The organism is Gorillibacterium terrae, assembly GCF_051594785.1.
In the GTDB taxonomy this organism is placed as follows: domain Bacteria; phylum Bacillota; class Bacilli; order Paenibacillales; family NBRC-103111; genus Gorillibacterium.
Genome location: NZ_JBPPGI010000001.1, coordinates 1,889,108 through 1,906,840, shown reverse-complemented (window position 1 = coordinate 1,906,840; position 17,733 = coordinate 1,889,108). Strand labels below are relative to the sequence as shown.

Below are 17,733 nucleotides of genomic sequence, written 5' to 3'. Positions count from 1 at the left end.
CCTCAACAGATGCTTGGCATCTCGTATTGGAGCATGAACAAAGACGAACAGTTTCCTGTCAAACTGGATTGCTGTTCGTCTTTGAAATGATGATTGGAAAACCAATCCGCTGGCTTGGCGGCCAATTGCGTCCTTAGCTCGAGTAGAGGGAGCAATAGGTATTGGCAAAGTTCCCGGCGAGAAGGTCTTCCTTGCGAATAAAGAATTGCAGCTCTCCCGCGTCCCACCAGCAGAAGCCCACATCCGGATCGGAGTCCAGCGCAAGCAGCAGCATCATATCTCCTACCTCCTGCTTCGCTCGATCGGAATCTCCTTTGAAATGATCGGTAATCTGTTGTAACGCAGCTTCCATGGAATAGGTGTATGTTTTGCCGGTCAACAGATGAAGCGCCGCTTCGTATTCACAATCCCCATGCTGGGTGGAAGGATAACCGAACATCACAGCCAAGTCATTGGAACTCTTCTCCGTCAACTCGAAGCAAAGCTCTTCATATAGGTCGTAATCGTGCTCATCGTCTTCCACGATCTCAACATCGACATATCCGTAATTCGGGGGCTCCAAAGATGATCTGGCGCTTACCCGGTAACCGGTAAACTCTCCTTCAACCGCCGTTACTTCAGGCGAAGGATGGCGTTTCGTTTCCTGAAGCTTATCTTCGGACAGATAGATCACCTTGTGCTCGATGCCATAGGCGGGTTCATCCAACCCTACGAAAAAGTACAACATTCCCGTTGCCGGCAGCCGGTTCGTATCATCGTGAGGGAGCAGATCACTTAAACGCAGCTGGGCCAAAAAGGTCATGGAAGTTCCGGCCGAATCCGCCGGCCACTCCATGCCGGCAGGCAGATCAGGATCGCCTCCAATACGGGAGGCGCCGATTTCGCTGTAGGTTTCGATCTCCTTCTTGGACAAGCGAATCCCTTGACGCACCGACGCTTGCAAATACTCCATCGCATGTTCGAATTGGTATTCGCGAACCAATCGCTCGAGCTTATCTGTATGGGTCTCTCTTACCATTCCTAGCACTCTCCCTTATGTACCATTTGCAGTTTAATATCGCGAAGCAGTGATGGGTCTAGCATCTCTCTTCCCAGGTAGCCGCTGCAGAAGACAGGGCGGTTAATGATTTCATACATTTTCTTAAGATCCAAAATGTACTCCTGACTCCAGGTTTCAAACGAATCGAATTCCGCCTTCGAGATTTGATGGTACTCCGGGGAGTCGGTAACCCCCGTCAGAACCTCATAGGCGTAAATATGGTCGCCAAATTTCCCTACAGATTGGTATCTGCCCGTTTTCAGGCGGATGTAGTCGGTATACCTCAAGGTCATCCCTCCATTTCAACAGCTTGCCTGGGGTTATCTCTAATCCCGCAGCAGTTCATCTCGCGCTTCCGTCAGCGCGAATCCCAATAGGTTTCTGCCTCTCCATTTCAAGGGATTCTCTGCATCCGGATTAGACTTACCCATGCCGATTCCCCATATACGGTCCCGCGGGCTGGCTTCAACGAGGATGCGCTTCTTTGTCGACTTGAGATATTCGCCAAGGTTCGGATTCTGCGAGAACTTAGCCAAGCTTGCTCTTTTGACGATACCATAGCATTCTTTTTCCCAAATCGCTTTGTCAAAGTGTCGTACCGCACGTCCATAGGCTTTCATCTCCTTGGGGTGCTTGGCTTGAAGGATCGACTCCAGCATTTCGTCATCACCGAACAACCTTGCCTTCTCGGCCATCATAAACTGCTCGGCACAGGAGTATTCCGTCCCCTCTACCGTGAAACGGCACATCCACCATTGGCTGAAGCAGCGTTCGTCGATACTTCCATCCTTAGACGGAGTATGACCCCAAAAGAATACGAACTTGAACGTTTCTCCCTCGATACAGGCTAATTTTAACTCATCGAGATTATAAATCATGGCCTATCCTCCCTATTTTTCTGCTGCCTTTTGTTATTCCTATTATGTTAATAACATTATGATACTATCTAAAATATCAGAAAATCCGTTGAAGCGCAAGTTTCCATTGATGTGGCTGAATCCGTATTAGTTGAAACCGGCTATTTTATTTACCCAATCCTCCTACAAAAAAAGCGAGCCCCGATGGACCCGCTTCTCCTGGATGAAGCTATTCTCTGCTGCTAAACACAGGGTAGACCGTTTCCTTGCCATTCTGAACATAAACTGCGTGGATGGTACGCCCATTCCAATGCTGAAACGTTAAATATACCTCTTACCCTCGTCGGCATTGTGCCGAGTCCGTTCGATTTTCAAGCGAACCTTAGATTATCTCTTCTCGCTTTGCTCGATGACGTAGTCTACCAATTCGTCGAGCGGAACGGTCGCGAGGCCAATCGAGGTATCGGTACAGCCGTAGTAGATGTACAGAAGTCCATCCTTCACGACATTGGCCGTCGGGAACACCACGTTCGGAATGAACAAGCCGAACTTCTCATAATAAGTCTCCGGTTCCATGATGAAGCCTGGAGCGCGCGCGACGACTTGTTCCGGATGCTCCAGATTCAGCAACATCGCTCCGACCCGGTACACATGATCAAGCCCGACGCCGTGATACAGCGTCAGCCAGCCCTTATCCGTCCGAATGGGAGGCGTGGAACCGCCGATCTTCTTGTACTCCCATTCCCTCTCGGGTACCGCAACTAAAATAGGCTTGTCCCAATGGATGAGGTCATCCGAATAGGAGATCCATAACGCGGGCTTGTCCGTACCATATTCCGGCCCTATGTATTCTTCCGGACGTCGCAGCAGCGCGTAACGCCCTCCGATCTTCTCTGGGAACAGGATATTGTCGCGATCGTTAATTTCTAGCGGAGTCGTGTCGCACAGGAACTCCCACTGAATCAGATCCTTCGAGGTCGCGATGGAAGATCGAGTGAGCCAATGCTCCGGCTTGCCCCACCCGTCGGGATATTCGGGCTTGGAGCTGTTGGGGATGCCCACTCCTGTCGGATAGTAGCTCATGGAGCAGGGCCGAAGCGCATAATTCAAATAATAGGTATCCCCCATTTTGATCAGACGCGGATCTTGAATGCTGCCGTGAGGGAAACCGAACTGCTCCGGATGAATCACCGGTTTATCCAATACATGCCGGAAGTTCACGCCGTCATCGCTCTCTAACAGGCCGAAGTTGCATTGGAATGGATCCAGGCTGCCTGCTGCCCGTTCGATCATGAAGAACTTCCCGTTATCGAAGATAACCGCAGGATTAAATACGGTTGCCATTCGCCAGTCGTACAGGCCCGGTGTAACGATCGGGTTGTCTTTGCAGCGTTTGATTTGCATAAGTTGATAGCCTCTCTTCTTTACCAGATTCATGGATCAGGCATGGCCCTGCCTCTCGTCCTTGACCATGCTTATCAGGTGTTGGAGAATGCGGCTCTATTCCTTCACGGAGCCTATCATGATGCCATGCAGGAAGGAGAAGGAACGGATAAAGCGTTAACGAATATAGAAAGGCACAAGGCTGCCATTGAATAGTATACAGAAGACGAGCAGCCACTTAAATAGGAATGTAAGCATGAGACGGCTCCTCCGAAATCAAACCGGCAGCTTCACCACGAAGACGTAGGTAGCCCCCTCCAAGCGTAGACCTGCTGCCCCGCCCATTTGGGTTACAATCTCATATACAATCGCCAGGCCAAGGCCGGATCCTTCCGTGTCCCGCCCAATCCCAACACGCGTAACAAAACCAAAAAGAACCCTAAATCAGTTAGGGTTCTTGGGAGTAGGGATCGGTTATACACTCTTGTCTATACAAGCGGTAAGCCGTTTTTCAATATCGGCGGCAATGCTCATCAGCTCGTCGTTCTCTACAAACCCGATCAACGCCGTTGGTTTCGGCATGCCGATCTTGGTCGTACCGTTCTCTACATATACAGCGAGCTTGCATGGCAGGAAATAGCCAACCAGCACATTTTCCGACAGAACCCGCTTGGCCTCCACCGGGTTACAGACTTCTAGGATCTGATAAGGCATCTCGAATTCGACACCTTTCTCGTGCAGCTTCTCCTTCATATCCAACTGCCACAGAACACCGAATTTCTCCGTCTTCAAATTTTCCGTCAAGGCTTCAATGGCAAGCTCAGGCGTCTTCGTCGTCTCAACCGTATAATGGAACATGGACGATCTCTCCTTTGATCGATTACTTTCGGTGAACGGAACGGCATTTATTCTTTCCCTGTTTGAATGATTCCAACCGAATTATTACACAGATAATCAATCAACTTCCGGCAGGAGTTCCGTTTGGACAAGTCTGGATTATGTTACTAAAAACCCGCATTGGGCGCGGGCTCTTATGGACTATGTTCTTGTAATCCTAGAACCTTCTTGCCACTCGATGGTTAACGGGTTATGTGGGAAGGGCGCATAGTGTTTTACCGCTTCTTCGATAGCGGACACACCAGCCGTAATTATTCCCGCCAAACACAGTCTCCGGTTCAAAATCATAGTTCTCATCCAGAAAATCGGTAATTTCTATCCAAGCATCCGTTGCTTGATTCCCCATAAACTCATATATGTCACTTCTTGCCGGAATCACATTTTTGTCGAGCATTCTGTCAAATGCCATGATCTTCACCCTCTCGCCCATTATTTAGGGACGAACTTACTGCTTTTCTCGCCAGCGCTTCACTTTGGCAATCGTACCGCAGGATCTCCCTTCCGGACTAGAGGCCAGCATCGTACACCATATTTTCCCCTTGTTGCGGGTGGAATCATAGAATACCCATTGGCAGTCCGGGCAAGCCTTCATTCGATCCCAGATTCCTGCCGAGACCGCCCTCATGACCATGCCGATGATTCTTCCGCATAAGCTGTCCGTTGCCGAATAGTCCAGTTGGTTGTCACGGATGCACAAAGTAACTGGATACTCTTCCAGCCATTTGGCAAGAAACTCAAGATCTCCGCTGCCCAGATGAAGACGCAGCTCTTCGCGCAGCTTACGGACTTCCTCTATGTCCTCAACACGCAAATCCTTGGTAAAGTATTGGTTTGCGAAGCAGCGAACGTCATCCTTCGTTACCAAAGAATCGGCCGGAATTCGGGTTTGTTTGGGAATCCTCCATGTATTTAGAAACTGGCGCACGATTTCAAGGCTCTCCGGCGCTTCCTGGTTCGTTGCCGATCCCATGTAACCACCTACTTGTTTTTAATGGTTGCATCGCTTTTTCTTTTCGGATACGATTATACCATTAAACATGGTAACCACCAAATGTGATTTGGAGGTTACACAAGGGGTTGCTGCCATGAATCGCGTACAAACGATGCCCTCCCATGTGAAGATGCTGCTCGCCTCCATCTTCCTGTTAAACGCTTCAAAGTATTCCACCTTTTCTTTTCTGGCCGTATTTCTTGCGGAATCCGCTTCCTTTGCTCCATGGCAAGTCGGTACCATTTTAAGTACCTCTTTGATTCTGAGCAATGCCGCCCCGCTCCTTTTGGGTGCCTTCACCGAACGGATGGGCTATCGGCAAGCCGTTGCGTCGGGATGCCTGCTCGGAGCCATTGGATACTTCATCCTGATGGGCTCTGCCTCGTTTGCAGGGTTTGAAGCGGCTTCACTCTTCATTGGACTTGGTGCCGCTCTGTATGATCCTGCCGCACGTTCAGCCCTGGGGCAGTTGGAGGAGGGCCTGCGCCAGAAGGCCTTTACCCTGTATAATCAAGCCCTGAACGGCGGATTGATCTTGGGTGCTGGACTGGGCGGACTGCTTCTTGCCTATGTATCGGACATCCCGCCCTTTTATATGGGTGCCATCCTTACGCTCTTGCTTTTCTTGGTTTATGTCTTCGTCAGCGCTCCCTTCCCTCAACCAACCGGGGAAGCCGCTTCGATGGCTCCCAGCCTGCAAAGGGTGCTTCGCAACCGCAAGTTCCTGATTTTCTGCCTCATTCTTACTTTTTTCTGGATTCTGTTTGCTCAATTGACCGTTGCCTTTCCGCTCTACCTGTATCAAATTACGGAAAATAATCGTTGGAGCAGCCTGATCCTTCTTGGAAATGGTGCGTTTGGATTTCTTCTGATGTTCTTCATTCGCCCGGTCTTTGATAAGTTCCGTTCGGTCCGTCTGATCCAAGTCGGCCTTTTCCTCCTGGCGCTCGGCCTAGGATGTGCTTTCCTGTTCCCCTCTATCCTTTGGGTGATCGTCTGTGTATTGATTTTTACCGCGGGTGAGACGATCGCCCTGCCGAGTATGGATTTAGCCGTTGCGGAGTTTAGTCGCACCCAAGACACGGCGGTTTACTTCGGAATGTTAACCCTGTTCAATGCTTTGGGAGGCACGATGGGCAATTATCTGGGAACCTGGGCGCTCAAGCATTTTCCGAATTCCTTGTGGCCTTGGGTCATCTTTGGACTCACGGGCGGAATCGGGATTCTGGCATTGTCTTGGCGTCCCTTAACCGACCATCCGGATCTAGCACAGCAAAAAAGCCGCTAGATTAGCGGCTGTGAATGAGAACGTCCTGGTTGTTCAAGAAAGGATTCTAGCGTCTGCACCCTTGATTAAAGCACTCTGTCCTGTTGAATTGGTTTACAGGCGAGAAAACCGTGCCATCCTTCAGCGCGTAGAGCTGCCGGAACCCCCGCTTATGCAAGAGGCGAGCGGCCTTATGGCTCTGATAGCGGCTTTCGGACAGAATGACGACGGGGTTATCCGGAGAAAGCTCCTTTTGCCACACATAAGGCAACCGACCGAGGGATAGGTTGATCGACCCGGGAACGTGCCCCTGCTGATAATCCAAGGAGTCCCGGACATCGAGCAGCTTCAGGCTTGATTCGTTTTGGAGGGCTTCCTCCCATTCCTGGGCATCGACATAGCGGAGAGAAGATACCGGCCACAGTTCACGCAGAACCCACAGGCCTATGGCTCCGATTAAGACGTATAGGAAGATCATCGCACAAGTTTGTCCTTCCATTCGTTCAAGCCACCGGTCATGTTCACGACGTCGAATCCCTTCTCGCTGAGCAATTCACAGGCGAGACCGCTGCGATTGCCGCTTCGGCACATCACAATCGTCTCTTGGGCAGGATTCAGTTCGTTCAGGCGCTGGGAGAGCTGCCCGAGGGGAATGTGCTTTGCTCCTTTAATATGACCGGCTGCCCATTCCTCCGGTTCACGAACATCCAGCAGGCTCAGTTTCTCGCCATGCTTTATCTTGGCTGCGACCTCTTGAGGGGTTATTGCTTTCGGAATTTTGAATGCCATTTGATTGATCCTCCTCATCCGTATAGATTAACGGAAGAGCTTCACCGGCTTTTCACCAACAGCTCAACCGCTTCTTGTACCATTTTTTTCGTATCCTTGTTGCCGGCTTCCTGCTCGGTTAAAATACATTGCTGAAGGTTCTCCGCCACAATTTGGGCAAGGGCTCGGTCAGAAGCATTGCGGACAGCGGAAAGCTGGGCAACGACTTCCTTACAAGGCTTCCCTTCTTCCATTAACCGCAATACACCGCGAATCTGACCCTCTATTCTCCGTAACCGCGTTTTAATTTCATCTGGATAATGGTATTCCATTGCTTCTTTTCCCCTCTCTAATATACCGGTATAGGTATAGTATAGAGCAAAAAAATGAAACTTACACCCCTTTTATGGAATAGCCATCAGGTAGCCTTACAGGATGGTCGACCAAACTTTGATGGCGGTAAGAGCAATCAGAACCACCAAGGCGTACCGCAGCGCTTTAACATCCATCTTGGCACTGACTTTTGATCCTAACGGGGCGCCGATCAAACTGCCGATAACGGTAAAGACGGTCGGCCATAGCGGAATATCGCCGCCGGTAATCTTGCCGAGGACGCCGCCCACGGCCGAAATAAAAACAATGGCCAGGGAAGAGGCGATCGTTGTCCGAGTGGGGATTTTAAGAACGGTTAGCATGATGGGTATTAAAATGAACGCTCCGCCCGCTCCAACGATTCCGGACACAATGCCAACCAAGAAGGCAGACACCGCCGCGATCACTCGATTGAAGGAAAGCTCCGCTTTGGGCTCCTCGGCCCCCTTGCGGGGAAGGAGCATGAGAACCACGGCCAACACAGCAAGAATACCATAAATGAGATTGATGATCTCTCCGTCCAGAAAACCCGATAGGAATCCTCCAATTAGGCTACCGACTAAAATACTGCTGCCCATATAGAGAACCAGCGGCTTGTTGACTACGGACGGTTCACTTTTGCTTTTTTTTCGAAACGCCAGAACACCGGCGAGTGAAGCAAAAAAGACCTGGAACATACTGATCGAAGAAACCTCATGTGCCGAAAAGTGAGCCGCACCAAACAGGGAAGGCACATACAAGAGCAAAGGATAATTGATAATGGCTCCGCCTATGCCCAACAAACCGGAGAAAAAAGAACCGACTAAGCCCAGAACCATCATGATGAGATAGAGCAACAAATCCACAGGGATCCTCCCCTATTTTTTCTTTCGGCTTATTTATCGTGAACGGCACAGCGATTTGGACCAATCTCCATCTCACGCTGCTCTTCTTCCGTTGGGGCAAGCTTCCCCATGTTGGTTTGACGGATGTTCTGATAGGCGTTTGGCTGCGGCGGCAGGTTTTCAGTGACCGTACGCCGGAAAACATCCTCTTCCTGAATGTTGAGGCCCGGATTTGTTCTATAGAGATCGGACAGTTTCGCCATCACCCGTCCATCCTCGCCGAGTTCCGTCACTTTGCCGAAATGAGCCGGCAGTACAATCAGATCCTGGGAAAGATCTTTATACCGGTTATAGAGCGTGTTGCGCAAGTCGCCTACCCAGTCTTCCGCCTTCCCGGCCAGGTCGGGACGGCCGATGGATTCAATAAAGAGAATATCTCCCGTCAGCAGGTACAAATCGTCAATAATGAACGATGTACTGCCGATGGTATGACCCGGCGAATAGACCGGCTGAATCCGGATCGTCGTGTCGCCTACGGCGATATTCCGTCCTTCTTCAAGCTTTTCGTAAGCGAAGGTTACTTCCGTTGCATCTTTTGGAGGCAACCAATAGGTGGCTCCCGTCTGTTCCGCCAGCTTGCGTCCTCCGGAAATATGATCGGCATGCAGGTGAGTATCCAGGGTGTGCTTAATTTGAGCTCCCTGCTCCTTCGCAAATTGCTCGAAGACCTCCGTCATTCGAAGCGAGTCAATTACCGCGGCTTCGCCGTTTGAAATCACCATGTAGGATAAGCAGCCTTTTCCGATCCGGATGAATTGATATAGAGCACCGCCGTTCAGTTCACCAATTTTTACCGGTTCCAAATACTCGCTCCAGGACTTCATTCCACCCAACAGGTAGAACACGTTGCTTCGGCCCGCCTCTGCGATTTGCTCTGCGACGAACTTGGAGGAGCCTTCTTTGGCGCAGACGACAAGCAGCTTCTTCCCTTCCGGAATCTGTTCGAGGGCGGCATCTACACCGTCCAGCAGGTCGAAATAAGGAATATTGATGATTTCAATACTCTCTCCTTCGACTTTCCAATCGTTAAAGTCGGTTTCATTCCGGACGTCCAGAATGAACAACTCTTCTTTTGACAGGACGATTCGGGTAAGTTCTTTAGCCGTCATAGCCTTTAGTTCTGTTTTGGCCTCCACTCGCGTTTCCCCCTTTTCTCTAAAATGTTAAGGTGACGTTCGCATCCTTGGCGAAATCCAAGAAGGTGACGGCTCCGCCCACTTCAATACCTTCAATAAAGTCCTCTTTGGTCAGGTTCATCACGTCCATCGTCATCTGACAGGCAATGATTTTGACACCGAGTTCCTGAGCCATTTGTACCAGCTGAGGGATGGAAGGAATATTCGCTTGCTTAAACCCTTCCGCAAAATGTTCGGCACCGGCTGGAAGCGGAAGCTGATGATGGGCCTCTTTATGAATCAGATTCAAGCCTTCAAAGGTAAAGAAAATCGCCACTTCCGCATCGGTTGCCGCCGAAGCCGTTGCGATATTAAATACCTTATAAGCGTCAAACATTCCACCATGGCTTGCAATCATAGCGACTTTCGTGCTCAATTTTGACAACCTCCAGTTATTGGATTAATTATGGTTTTCGGTAGGTCCGGTCCAATTCGCCATTCCTTGTTCAACATTCTTTATCTTGGAGAAACCTTTTTCAGCTAACAACTGACAGGCTAAGTCACTCCGGCTGCCGGTGCGGCAGATCACATAAATCTCATCCTCGGGATTCAATTCATGAAGCCGTTCTTCCAACTCTCCAAGCGGGATGGACCTTGCTCCGGAAATTCGGTTAAAGGCGTACTCGGCCGGTTCCCGTACATCGAGGAGCGTAAACTTATCGTTCCCCGTTAATTTTTTTTCCAGCTCTTCATTGGATATGACATGCGGATGCTTCTTGTCTTCCTTGACCTCTTCCGGAATGGATTTCCGAATGTAATGCTTCAGCACATCGCCTTCTTCGACTGTCCCCAAGTAGTGGTGGCCTGTATTTTTGGCCCAACCCTGCATATCTGCAAGCGAGCCTTTATCCGTAGCCTGAACTTCAATGACCTGACCCGCTTCAAGTTGGTCGATCGCCTTCTTCGTTTTTACGATCGGCATGGGACAAGCCAATCCTTTGCAATCCAATGTCTGATTTGCTTTAATGTCCGGCAATGCTAAGTCCTCCTTCAATGGTTTTTCCTTGGCTTCCTCGGGCGAAGGTAGTGTTTCCCTCTCCTTCGAACCTTAATCCCTAGTCGGTTCGGAGGAAGTATGACATTTATCACATACCAATACCCCTATGGGTATAATAGTGTGTGGGTTGGTTTTTGTCAACTCGTTCAGGAGAGGAACGATTCTTCCCGCCATTTGCCGCATCGGTTTAAATCATCAGCTTCCTTTGTTGGCCGTAAGAAACGCGTCCTTCATGGTGGCAAAATCGATGGCGCCCTGGAACTTGTTAAGGATGATTCCACTGGGATCGACCACTAAGGTCGTGGGATAAGCCGTGATTTGATAGCGGTCGCTGACTTTTCCGTCTTTGTCATAAAGGATCGGGAACGTCAACGCATTGTCGCTGACGAAGGCTTGGACCTCGGACAGATTTTTTTCCGTATGGGTTAAGTTGATGCCGAGAATGACAGTATCTTGGTCATTATACTTCCTGTAAAACTCCTCCATGTGGGGCATCTCGATCCGGCAAGGGGGACACCACGTGGCCCAAAAATTCACTAAGACGGTCTTGCCGGAGTAATCCGAAAGACGTATGGTTTTGCCGTTCAGGTCAGTGAGCTGGAAGTCCGGAGCCCGCTTGCCTTTAGTAACGCCCTCCTCTGCCAAAGTGCCGGTTGCCGTGGAGTCTGAAGCGACGGAGTGCGTGCCATCGGCCTTTTTCAGGTAGTCAAACGCTCCCCACAAGATAAGCGTGAGCAGAGCCACGATGGCAATCCCATTCTTTTTCATCGGTTGTTCGTCTCCTAATTCGTGATCATGGTAAAACGGGACAGCCACGCACTGATTTTTTGAAGTTGCCCCGTGTACAGAAGGACCCCCATTCCGATGAGGATCCACCCATTGATAGTGGACAGAAGGGGCAGCAGCCGGTTGATCCGTCTCATATATCCGAGCGAATGGGTAATCAGAAACGAGATGAGGAGAAACGGAATACCGAGGCCCAGAGAATACACCAGCAACAGCCCCATGCCGCTGAATAGGGTATCCGCCGAACCGGCCAGCATCAGAATAGAGGAAAGGGCAAGGCCGACACAAGGCGTCCATCCTGCTCCGAAGGCCACACCCATCAAGAAGGAATCCACGCTTCCCTTCCCGGTTAATCCTTTTCCCTGCCAGCGGATTTCCTTCATGAGCAACTTCAAGTTCAGAAGACCTGCCATCTGCAGACCAAACACAACGATTAAGAGCCCGCCAAGCTTCTCGATCAGAGGACGCCATTGAACGAGAAACTGGCCGATCAACGTGGCGGAAGCCCCCATCAAAACAAAAATAGCGCTGAATCCCAAAATAAAACGGATTGAACGCAACAGAAGCAGCCGTTTATCCGCCTCTATCCTTCCTCCCTTTACCGTAGAACCGGTCATCTGAGAGACATAGGCCGGAATCAGCGGGAACACGCACGGCGAGAGAAAGGACAGCATTCCCGCCGCAAAAGCGGCGAACCAAGTTACGTCAGGCATCCTTTTCCTCCTCAGGGCGATAGCGGTTAGCGGGTCTTCTCCTCTCCCGCTCGGTTAAGAAGCTGTCCAGCAGCACGAATCCAATCGCAATCAGCGCGAAGAGGATCTGATGAACCGATAGTCCTGCCAGGGAAACTTCCCGGTAAGGGTGAAGATATTCCAACAGAACAGAACCGATAAAGTACCATATTCCCACGTTTAGGAATGATCGGAGAGGAGCGTCGAATCGATGCCAGGCCCAACCGGCGAGGGTGGCAAACAACAGCAACCCAATCGGACGGCTCATCCCCGCTGTTCCTTCTATCCCCCACAAGATGGCCGCTTCTGCCAGGCGGTAAGACAAATAGGCGATCGAGCCTCCCTTGATCAGCGGCTTCATCAACGTCGGGTTGTGTTTCAGCTGTCTCCCGATATACCCGGACGCGACGACGAGAGCAAGCCAGATTCCCCTTTTTCCACCTGTGAAATACAGAAGGGAAAGGGGATGTGCAAGGGTATCAAGAGGGTTGAACAGCAGCATGCTAAATTTCCAGACGAGCAATCCAAGTAGCATCGAGTTTACCAGGAGATCTGCCGTTTCGGCATGCCCTTCCCTTCCCCGAAGCCGCAAGCGGAGAATCAGATAGCCAAAGGCAGCGGCCAAAAAGAACACAACCAGATCGGACCTCATCCGCAAAGGTCCAAGAGCGATGGTGCTCATGTCCATCCTCCTTCCAGTAAAAAAGAAAGCAGGGTACCGGGATGGGACTCTGCTTGATCGGTGTTTAGGATTTGGTTTTCTTGCCGGACCAGGCGGAGATGCCGCCAACAAGATGGGTCACATCCGGGTAACCGCTGTTCAGCAGCTGCTTTGCCGCCTGCTTGCTTCGCATTCCGCTTTGACAGTACAAAAAGAGGGGTTTGTCCCGGGGAATTTCGTTGAACCGTCCCGAAAGCTGGGAAAGGGGAACATTGGTCGCCCCGGGGATATGCCCCTGCTTGAATTCATGGGGCTCCCGCACGTCCAAAAGCCGTTTGTCGCGGTTCTCGTCCATTTTTTTTCGAAAATCCTGTTCGCCTAACGAGTGCAGTCCTTTGACGGGAGCAGCTTGTTTATACAACATCCAGGCCAAAAACGCGACCAGGACAATGATGATTACGGTAGTCGTGCTCATGGTTCCTCTGCCTTCCCTCCTGTAGGGGTATCAATTATAGATGCTTTTCAACGACTTGCTTCAGATAGCTGCCCGGTCGCAAACCGACAACCGTTTCTACGTCGTGGCCGCCTTTAAACAGCTTAAGGGTGGGGATGCCTTGGATTTTGTAAATCGACGGCACCGTGGAATTTTCATCTACGTTGATTTTCGCGATCGTCACCTTGTCCCCCATCTCCTTGTCCAGGCGTTCAAGCTCCGGAGCGATCATCCGGCAGGGACCGCACCAGGGAGCCCAGAAGTCCACCAGCACAGGTTTAGTTGCACGAAGAACCTCCTGTTCGAAGGTCCGGTCGGTTACATGGACAATAGCCATCTCTTTTCCCTCCAGTATCGGACTATATACCCTAAGGGGTATATGTATATACTATCCTTTTGTCTCCGATGTGTCAACACCCCGAAGCTACCGCCTTTGTCGGGTCTCCGGTTCACTTATCCTCACTGTCGATAAGAAAAAGAAGTCATAGCCACTTACTGTGGTTATGACTTCCAGCTCTGCTGCTGTTTAGGATTCCCCGCCCCTTGCTCTTCATCCCCGCGGACCCGTCGGCAATCCTTCTCTTGCCGTAATAAGCGGTTATTTCCCTCGAAATGGCTTATAGAAGGCGCGAACCTCCCGGGCGAAAAGCTCAGGCTCCTCCATGGCCGTAAAATGACCGCCGCGAGGAAGCTGGGTCCAGCGAGTGATATTGAACTTCCGCATCGCCCAATCTTTTGGCGGCAACAGGATATCAGCCGAGAACAAGGCAAGTCCGGTTGGTACTTGGATATAGCCTAAGGGCGGCAGCGAATGGGAATTTTCGTAATACAGATGTGCCGCCGTTCCTACCGTATTCGTCAGCCAATAGATCATGATATGGGTCAAGAGCTCGTCTTCGGTAAATCTTCGCTGAAGGTCGCCGCCGCAATCGCTCCAAGCACGGAATTTTTCCAGAAGCCAACCCGCTAATCCGACGGGTGAATCCGATAGTCCATACGACAGGGACTGGGGCCGCGTCGATTGGATCGACATGTACCCGCCTTCTTGGGAAATCCATTCCGCTGCTTTCTCCTTATAGCGACGCTCTTCTTCGGACAGCTTCTCCGGCTCCCGATGCGCTAGAAGGTCTCTGAGGATGCCAATATCCGTCAAGTGGATTCCATATACTAGCTCCGGGTGATGATAGGCCAGATACCGGGTGATTCCCGAGCCCAAATCTCCGCCGGCTGCGGCAAATTTATCGTAGCCTAATTCTCTGGTCATTAAGGTTGCCCACTTCTCGGAGACCTGAGCGTTGTTGACGCCGGGATGATCCGGACTGCCGGAGAACCCCATTCCGGGTATGGAAGGAACAATGACATCGAAGGAATCCTCCGGGTCGCCGCCGTAGCTCGCCGGGTCTGTCAGGAGGGGAATGACCTTCTGGTACCTCAGGTAACTGTCCGGCCATCCATGAGTCAGAATAAGCGGCATCGGATGGGGCCCCTTGCCGCGTTCATGAACAAAATGCACATCCCGTCCATCGATGCTGCAGCGAAACTGAGAGAAACGGTTCAGCTTGGCTTCCTGCTCGCGCCAATCGTACCGGTCCCGCCAATACGAAACCAGGGATTTTAAGTAAGTCAAATCCGTTCCCCGCTCCCAGCCCGAGCTTACGGGTTGCTCCGGCCAGCGGGTATGCTGGAGTCTTCTTTTTAAATCATCCAGGACTTCGTCCGCAATGCGAATATGAAACCGTTCGACGGCCATAACGTCCTTCCTCCCTATGGTTGGTCTACGACCCATGATAGCCCTTGACCGCAAGGAGTACAATGCGGTTCGCTTACCGGTTACTTCATTTTCCCGCCGAAGACCTTGAGTTTCACTCGTCTATTCCTTTCCGGCGGTAAGCTGCTGCGCCGCTAATGCGATAAACATGAAATGCGAAGAGCCGCCTCCGAGCACATATTCCACCTGCTGCCACAAGTAAGGAAACTCCAGCAGCTCCGGGAAATCGGGATGGATCAGCGCTGTGCCCGAAATGACGCCGCCGGGAATATACGACCAGTCGGCCCGATTGAGTCCATACCCGACCGTTGCCGATTTGGCGCCAACGCCGGATGCAAACGACATCGTATTGGAGCCAGGATGACAGCCCAGGACAAAGTTCAGCGCATGGAATATCAGCTCGGAATCGAACAGATCGGGATAAGCCCGATGCAGGAAATAGTACTCGTATGCCAGTCGCTGGATTCCCCAACCCGCGCCCCAGATATGCGGCCGATATGGAATTCCGTACGGCGTCTCGGCACTGAGCCGCGCAATTTGTTCTTTCAATGCCGGCAGGGCAGTGCGAATCGTTTGGGTGAAAGCAGGGTCGCCCATCCTGGCTTCGGCTCGGGCGATAAACCAGCCTGCCTTGTCCATCGACTTGGCGATAAAATCCGCTTCCGAGCGTAAATAGTCGCTGTATTCCGATTCGCCGGTGGTCAGGAACAATTCGGTTGCGGCATGGAGCTTGGCCATTCGAGCCTTGCCTGTCCCATCCGTAGCCTTGAACAGCTCACAGGCCGCCGCTAAGGACTCATCGCTTAAGGCGGGGTTGAAGTCTTTCAAAGCGCGGGAAGCGGCTGCCAGGTGAGCGGCGGTCGTCAGTTCGCGCGCAGGATTCTCTTCGGTAAACACCCAACGGCCCGGTGTCATGCTCGCGCTGTCGCCGAGGTGTACATACTGCCGAAGGTCGCTTTCGATAATTCCCCGATAGAGCCGACCCAATGCGCGATAGCCCGCTACGACGGACAGAACGCCGTGCTCGATCTGCTGCAAGATGTCGTTCTTGCCATCGGGTTGGTGGATTTCGACGATTTGGTTGTCTTGGTCGATGGTCGTGGCATCGTAGTGAACCTGGAAGGCTTCGTACGCCAGGGCCAGGGTATAGAATTCGGCCGACTGGGACTCCACTCGAAGGTCAAAATCCCCGGCATCGTGCCAGCCGCCCACATTCAGCCCCGGAACAAAGTCGCCCGGATCGTACTTGGTTAAAGTAGAAGGACCTTGAGTATACCCGTCAAAGTGATTGAGATTGAGCGGAGCCATCCGGGCGTCCTCTTCATGGCAATGGCCGTGCCATACCCGGTATTTCTCGCTCACCCGCATGTGGCACATCTGGACAGGAAGGAAATATTCCAGCACGGGCTGCCAGACGCCCCGGTCGTACACATCGCGGGCGATCCGGAAAATCGCCGATGCGGACGAACCGTACTGAACCCGGTATAACCCTTCTTCCCGGATATCGGTAAAGTCGAATTTCAAGTAGCGATAGCGGAGGAAGGGGCCCCACTCTTGTCCTTCGGACGAGAAAACCGGGTTCTCGCCTTCCTCGGTGATTCGGAACAGAACGGGGGTCTCGCGCTCGCTATCCCGCGGGTCGAGTTCAATGATCGCCGTCTTCGTTTGGCTCGGATGGTAGCCCACCTGCGAGGTTTGCACGACGGCCGGATAGATCCAGTCCTCGACGACATGGGGAGTAATCACCCATTGAATCGCCTGCCGGGTGGCACCGGCGGGGACTTCGCTGCTGAGCACAAACCAGCCGTTGTTGTGGTTCAGGCGTCCGTCGTGTAACTTCAGCTCCGTTCCCTTGCTTTCAACGGTAAAGCGATTATAGGGATCGTCGGGCCGCACGGTAAACCGTCTGCCCACGGCGTACGGTTCGGCAATGAGGTCATCGGCGATGATTGGATTGTATCCCTTGTGGTCGCCCGATAAGAGCTTAGGGTCCGCCTGGGCATCGGGTTCGCGGAAATTCCCGATCTGCGAATAGTTGGTCGGCTGCGATAGAACGGGGCCGTTCGGCTGCTGCGGGAAAAACCCTTGCCGGTAATCCATGATCCACGGCTTTCCGACCAGCGCGCCGGGGAACAGTTCCAGGTTGAAGCAGAGCTTGCCGACATAGTTATCCGGTATCGGCCGATCCAGGTCCACCGTAACGATGACCGACTCGCCTTCCCCTTGGACGATAACCTGATAGTTGAATTGAAAATCCGGATAGATCATCGGATTAAAGCCCTTTAAATGCCTCGATGTATCCGGAAAACCAAGCGTTGTGGTAATCGTATTCGCCGTTTCATCCAGTTCGCGCTTCCCTTGCTTGGGCACCGGCTGCCATTGTCCGGGCGTCTGTTCAAACCGGATATCGCCGTTGGTCGCGACGCGATTGCCGTGCATGAGGATGCTGACGCCGGATTGATGCCCTTCCGGATAAATGTCGTCGAAGGCCATCACATTCACGCCCAGGCTTTCAAAATAGCCTTTTGCTTGATTTAACTTGAATCCCGGTTTATCCGAGGAATTGGAACCGCTTCCCTGACTCATCCTGCTGCCTCCTTAGGTGAATTCCTGATATTGATGATAATATAGTAACCAAACCTCACTGCAAAGAAAAATTAATCG

22 protein-coding genes are annotated in these 17,733 nt (G+C 51.7%); 1 reads left to right on the top strand and 21 read right to left on the bottom strand.

Annotated features, from left to right (window positions below; genetic code table 11):
• Nucleotides 1-133: 133 nt before the first annotated feature.
• The 7 genes from ACSEXS_RS08470 to ACSEXS_RS08440 form a co-directional block, all read right to left on the bottom strand.
• Nucleotides 134-1,018 (bottom strand): YwqG family protein, encoded by an 885-nt coding sequence (locus tag ACSEXS_RS08470; RefSeq protein WP_438432724.1) that lies wholly within the window; start codon nucleotides 1,016-1,018, stop codon nucleotides 134-136.
• 2 nt (nucleotides 1,019-1,020) lie between these two features.
• Entirely contained in the window at nucleotides 1,021-1,326 is a 306-nt protein-coding gene (locus ACSEXS_RS08465) for a hypothetical protein (protein ID WP_438432723.1), read from the bottom strand.
• 39 nt (nucleotides 1,327-1,365) lie between these two features.
• A complete protein-coding gene (gene ybiA / locus ACSEXS_RS08460; RefSeq protein WP_438432722.1) occupies nucleotides 1,366-1,917 on the bottom strand; it encodes a riboflavin biosynthesis intermediates N-glycosidase in 552 nt (183 codons plus the stop codon).
• Nucleotides 1,918-2,283: 366 nt separating this feature from the next.
• Complete coding sequence (locus ACSEXS_RS08455; protein WP_438432721.1) at nucleotides 2,284-3,300, bottom strand: glycoside hydrolase family 130 protein; 1,017 nt, start codon at nucleotides 3,298-3,300, stop codon at nucleotides 2,284-2,286.
• Between the two features lie 453 nt (nucleotides 3,301-3,753).
• Entirely contained in the window at nucleotides 3,754-4,137 is a 384-nt protein-coding gene (locus ACSEXS_RS08450) for a DUF302 domain-containing protein (RefSeq protein WP_438432720.1), read from the bottom strand.
• Between the two features lie 229 nt (nucleotides 4,138-4,366).
• The gene (locus tag ACSEXS_RS08445; RefSeq protein ID WP_438432719.1) at nucleotides 4,367-4,585 is read right to left on the bottom strand and encodes a DUF3788 family protein; all 219 of its coding nucleotides are present in this window, start codon (nucleotides 4,583-4,585) and stop codon (nucleotides 4,367-4,369) included.
• Nucleotides 4,586-4,621: 36 nt separating this feature from the next.
• Nucleotides 4,622-5,146 (bottom strand): CGNR zinc finger domain-containing protein, encoded by a 525-nt coding sequence (locus ACSEXS_RS08440; protein ID WP_438432718.1) that lies wholly within the window; start codon nucleotides 5,144-5,146, stop codon nucleotides 4,622-4,624.
• Between the two features lie 115 nt (nucleotides 5,147-5,261).
• On the opposite strand from ACSEXS_RS08440, the gene ACSEXS_RS08435 reads away from it, so the two are divergent.
• Nucleotides 5,262-6,455: an MFS transporter gene (locus tag ACSEXS_RS08435; protein ID WP_438432717.1), complete on the top strand. Its 1,194-nt coding sequence runs from the start codon at nucleotides 5,262-5,264 to the stop codon at nucleotides 6,453-6,455.
• Between the two features lie 46 nt (nucleotides 6,456-6,501).
• On the opposite strand, the gene ACSEXS_RS08430 is transcribed toward ACSEXS_RS08435, so the two are convergent.
• The 14 genes from ACSEXS_RS08430 to ACSEXS_RS08365 all read right to left on the bottom strand — a co-directional run bounded on the left by ACSEXS_RS08430 (nucleotide 6,502) and on the right by ACSEXS_RS08365 (nucleotide 17,655).
• Entirely contained in the window at nucleotides 6,502-6,933 is a 432-nt protein-coding gene (locus ACSEXS_RS08430; protein ID WP_438432716.1) for a rhodanese-like domain-containing protein, read from the bottom strand.
• On the bottom strand, nucleotides 6,909-7,223 hold the full coding sequence (locus ACSEXS_RS08425; RefSeq protein WP_438432715.1) for a rhodanese-like domain-containing protein: 315 nt from the start codon (nucleotides 7,221-7,223) through the stop codon (nucleotides 6,909-6,911). The genes ACSEXS_RS08430 and ACSEXS_RS08425 overlap by 25 nt, the downstream gene beginning before the upstream one ends.
• A gap of 41 nt (nucleotides 7,224-7,264) precedes the next feature.
• On the bottom strand, nucleotides 7,265-7,534 hold the full coding sequence (locus tag ACSEXS_RS08420) for a metal-sensitive transcriptional regulator (protein ID WP_438432714.1): 270 nt from the start codon (nucleotides 7,532-7,534) through the stop codon (nucleotides 7,265-7,267).
• 96 nt (nucleotides 7,535-7,630) lie between these two features.
• The gene (locus tag ACSEXS_RS08415) at nucleotides 7,631-8,419 is read right to left on the bottom strand and encodes a sulfite exporter TauE/SafE family protein (protein WP_438432713.1); all 789 of its coding nucleotides are present in this window, start codon (nucleotides 8,417-8,419) and stop codon (nucleotides 7,631-7,633) included.
• A 29-nt stretch (nucleotides 8,420-8,448) separates the two neighbouring features.
• On the bottom strand, nucleotides 8,449-9,567 hold the full coding sequence (locus ACSEXS_RS08410) for an MBL fold metallo-hydrolase (protein ID WP_438433112.1): 1,119 nt from the start codon (nucleotides 9,565-9,567) through the stop codon (nucleotides 8,449-8,451).
• Between the two features lie 46 nt (nucleotides 9,568-9,613).
• Nucleotides 9,614-10,009 (bottom strand): DsrE/DsrF/DrsH-like family protein, encoded by a 396-nt coding sequence (locus ACSEXS_RS08405; protein WP_438432712.1) that lies wholly within the window; start codon nucleotides 10,007-10,009, stop codon nucleotides 9,614-9,616.
• 24 nt (nucleotides 10,010-10,033) lie between these two features.
• Entirely contained in the window at nucleotides 10,034-10,609 is a 576-nt protein-coding gene (locus tag ACSEXS_RS08400) for a sulfurtransferase TusA family protein (protein WP_438432711.1), read from the bottom strand.
• Between the two features lie 216 nt (nucleotides 10,610-10,825).
• Nucleotides 10,826-11,398: a TlpA family protein disulfide reductase gene (locus tag ACSEXS_RS08395; protein WP_438432710.1), complete on the bottom strand. Its 573-nt coding sequence runs from the start codon at nucleotides 11,396-11,398 to the stop codon at nucleotides 10,826-10,828.
• Between the two features lie 14 nt (nucleotides 11,399-11,412).
• Nucleotides 11,413-12,129 (bottom strand): cytochrome c biogenesis CcdA family protein, encoded by a 717-nt coding sequence (locus ACSEXS_RS08390; protein WP_438432709.1) that lies wholly within the window; start codon nucleotides 12,127-12,129, stop codon nucleotides 11,413-11,415.
• Nucleotides 12,122-12,829: a hypothetical protein gene (locus ACSEXS_RS08385; protein WP_438432708.1), complete on the bottom strand. Its 708-nt coding sequence runs from the start codon at nucleotides 12,827-12,829 to the stop codon at nucleotides 12,122-12,124. The genes ACSEXS_RS08390 and ACSEXS_RS08385 overlap by 8 nt, the downstream gene beginning before the upstream one ends.
• A 64-nt stretch (nucleotides 12,830-12,893) precedes the next feature.
• On the bottom strand, nucleotides 12,894-13,283 hold the full coding sequence (locus ACSEXS_RS08380; protein ID WP_438432707.1) for a rhodanese-like domain-containing protein: 390 nt from the start codon (nucleotides 13,281-13,283) through the stop codon (nucleotides 12,894-12,896).
• A 34-nt stretch (nucleotides 13,284-13,317) separates the two neighbouring features.
• The gene (gene trxA, locus ACSEXS_RS08375; RefSeq protein WP_438432706.1) at nucleotides 13,318-13,638 is read right to left on the bottom strand and encodes a thioredoxin; all 321 of its coding nucleotides are present in this window, start codon (nucleotides 13,636-13,638) and stop codon (nucleotides 13,318-13,320) included.
• Nucleotides 13,639-13,899: 261 nt separating this feature from the next.
• A complete protein-coding gene (locus tag ACSEXS_RS08370; protein WP_438432705.1) occupies nucleotides 13,900-15,051 on the bottom strand; it encodes an epoxide hydrolase family protein in 1,152 nt (383 codons plus the stop codon).
• Between the two features lie 120 nt (nucleotides 15,052-15,171).
• Nucleotides 15,172-17,655, bottom strand: a complete 2,484-nt coding sequence (locus ACSEXS_RS08365; protein ID WP_438432704.1) for a glycoside hydrolase family 9 protein — start codon at nucleotides 17,653-17,655, stop codon at nucleotides 15,172-15,174.
• Nucleotides 17,656-17,733 lie beyond the last annotated feature (78 nt).

Bases quoted from the DNA above. Each gene is read 5' to 3' on its own strand.
- ACSEXS_RS08470 (WP_438432724.1), bottom strand. From the start codon at position 1,018: ATGGTAAGAGAGACCCATACAGATAAGCTCGAGCGATTGGTTCGCGAA.
- ybiA (WP_438432722.1), bottom strand. From the start codon at position 1,917: ATGATTTATAATCTCGATGAGTTAAAATTAGCCTGTATCGAGGGAGAA.
- ACSEXS_RS08455 (WP_438432721.1), bottom strand. From the start codon at position 3,300: ATGCAAATCAAACGCTGCAAAGACAACCCGATCGTTACACCGGGCCTG.
- ACSEXS_RS08450 (WP_438432720.1), bottom strand. From the start codon at position 4,137: ATGTTCCATTATACGGTTGAGACGACGAAGACGCCTGAGCTTGCCATT.
- ACSEXS_RS08445 (WP_438432719.1), bottom strand. From the start codon at position 4,585: ATGGCATTTGACAGAATGCTCGACAAAAATGTGATTCCGGCAAGAAGT.
- ACSEXS_RS08440 (WP_438432718.1), bottom strand. From the start codon at position 5,146: ATGGGATCGGCAACGAACCAGGAAGCGCCGGAGAGCCTTGAAATCGTG.
- ACSEXS_RS08435 (WP_438432717.1), top strand. From the start codon at position 5,262: ATGAATCGCGTACAAACGATGCCCTCCCATGTGAAGATGCTGCTCGCC.
- ACSEXS_RS08430 (WP_438432716.1), bottom strand. From the start codon at position 6,933: ATGGAAGGACAAACTTGTGCGATGATCTTCCTATACGTCTTAATCGGA.
- ACSEXS_RS08425 (WP_438432715.1), bottom strand. From the start codon at position 7,223: ATGGCATTCAAAATTCCGAAAGCAATAACCCCTCAAGAGGTCGCAGCC.
- ACSEXS_RS08420 (WP_438432714.1), bottom strand. From the start codon at position 7,534: ATGGAATACCATTATCCAGATGAAATTAAAACGCGGTTACGGAGAATA.
- ACSEXS_RS08410 (WP_438433112.1), bottom strand. From the start codon at position 9,567: ATGACGGCTAAAGAACTTACCCGAATCGTCCTGTCAAAAGAAGAGTTG.
- ACSEXS_RS08395 (WP_438432710.1), bottom strand. From the start codon at position 11,398: ATGAAAAAGAATGGGATTGCCATCGTGGCTCTGCTCACGCTTATCTTG.
- ACSEXS_RS08390 (WP_438432709.1), bottom strand. From the start codon at position 12,129: ATGCCTGACGTAACTTGGTTCGCCGCTTTTGCGGCGGGAATGCTGTCC.
- ACSEXS_RS08385 (WP_438432708.1), bottom strand. From the start codon at position 12,829: ATGAGCACCATCGCTCTTGGACCTTTGCGGATGAGGTCCGATCTGGTT.
- ACSEXS_RS08380 (WP_438432707.1), bottom strand. From the start codon at position 13,283: ATGAGCACGACTACCGTAATCATCATTGTCCTGGTCGCGTTTTTGGCC.
- trxA (WP_438432706.1), bottom strand. From the start codon at position 13,638: ATGGCTATTGTCCATGTAACCGACCGGACCTTCGAACAGGAGGTTCTT.
- ACSEXS_RS08370 (WP_438432705.1), bottom strand. From the start codon at position 15,051: ATGGCCGTCGAACGGTTTCATATTCGCATTGCGGACGAAGTCCTGGAT.
- ACSEXS_RS08365 (WP_438432704.1), bottom strand. From the start codon at position 17,655: ATGAGTCAGGGAAGCGGTTCCAATTCCTCGGATAAACCGGGATTCAAG.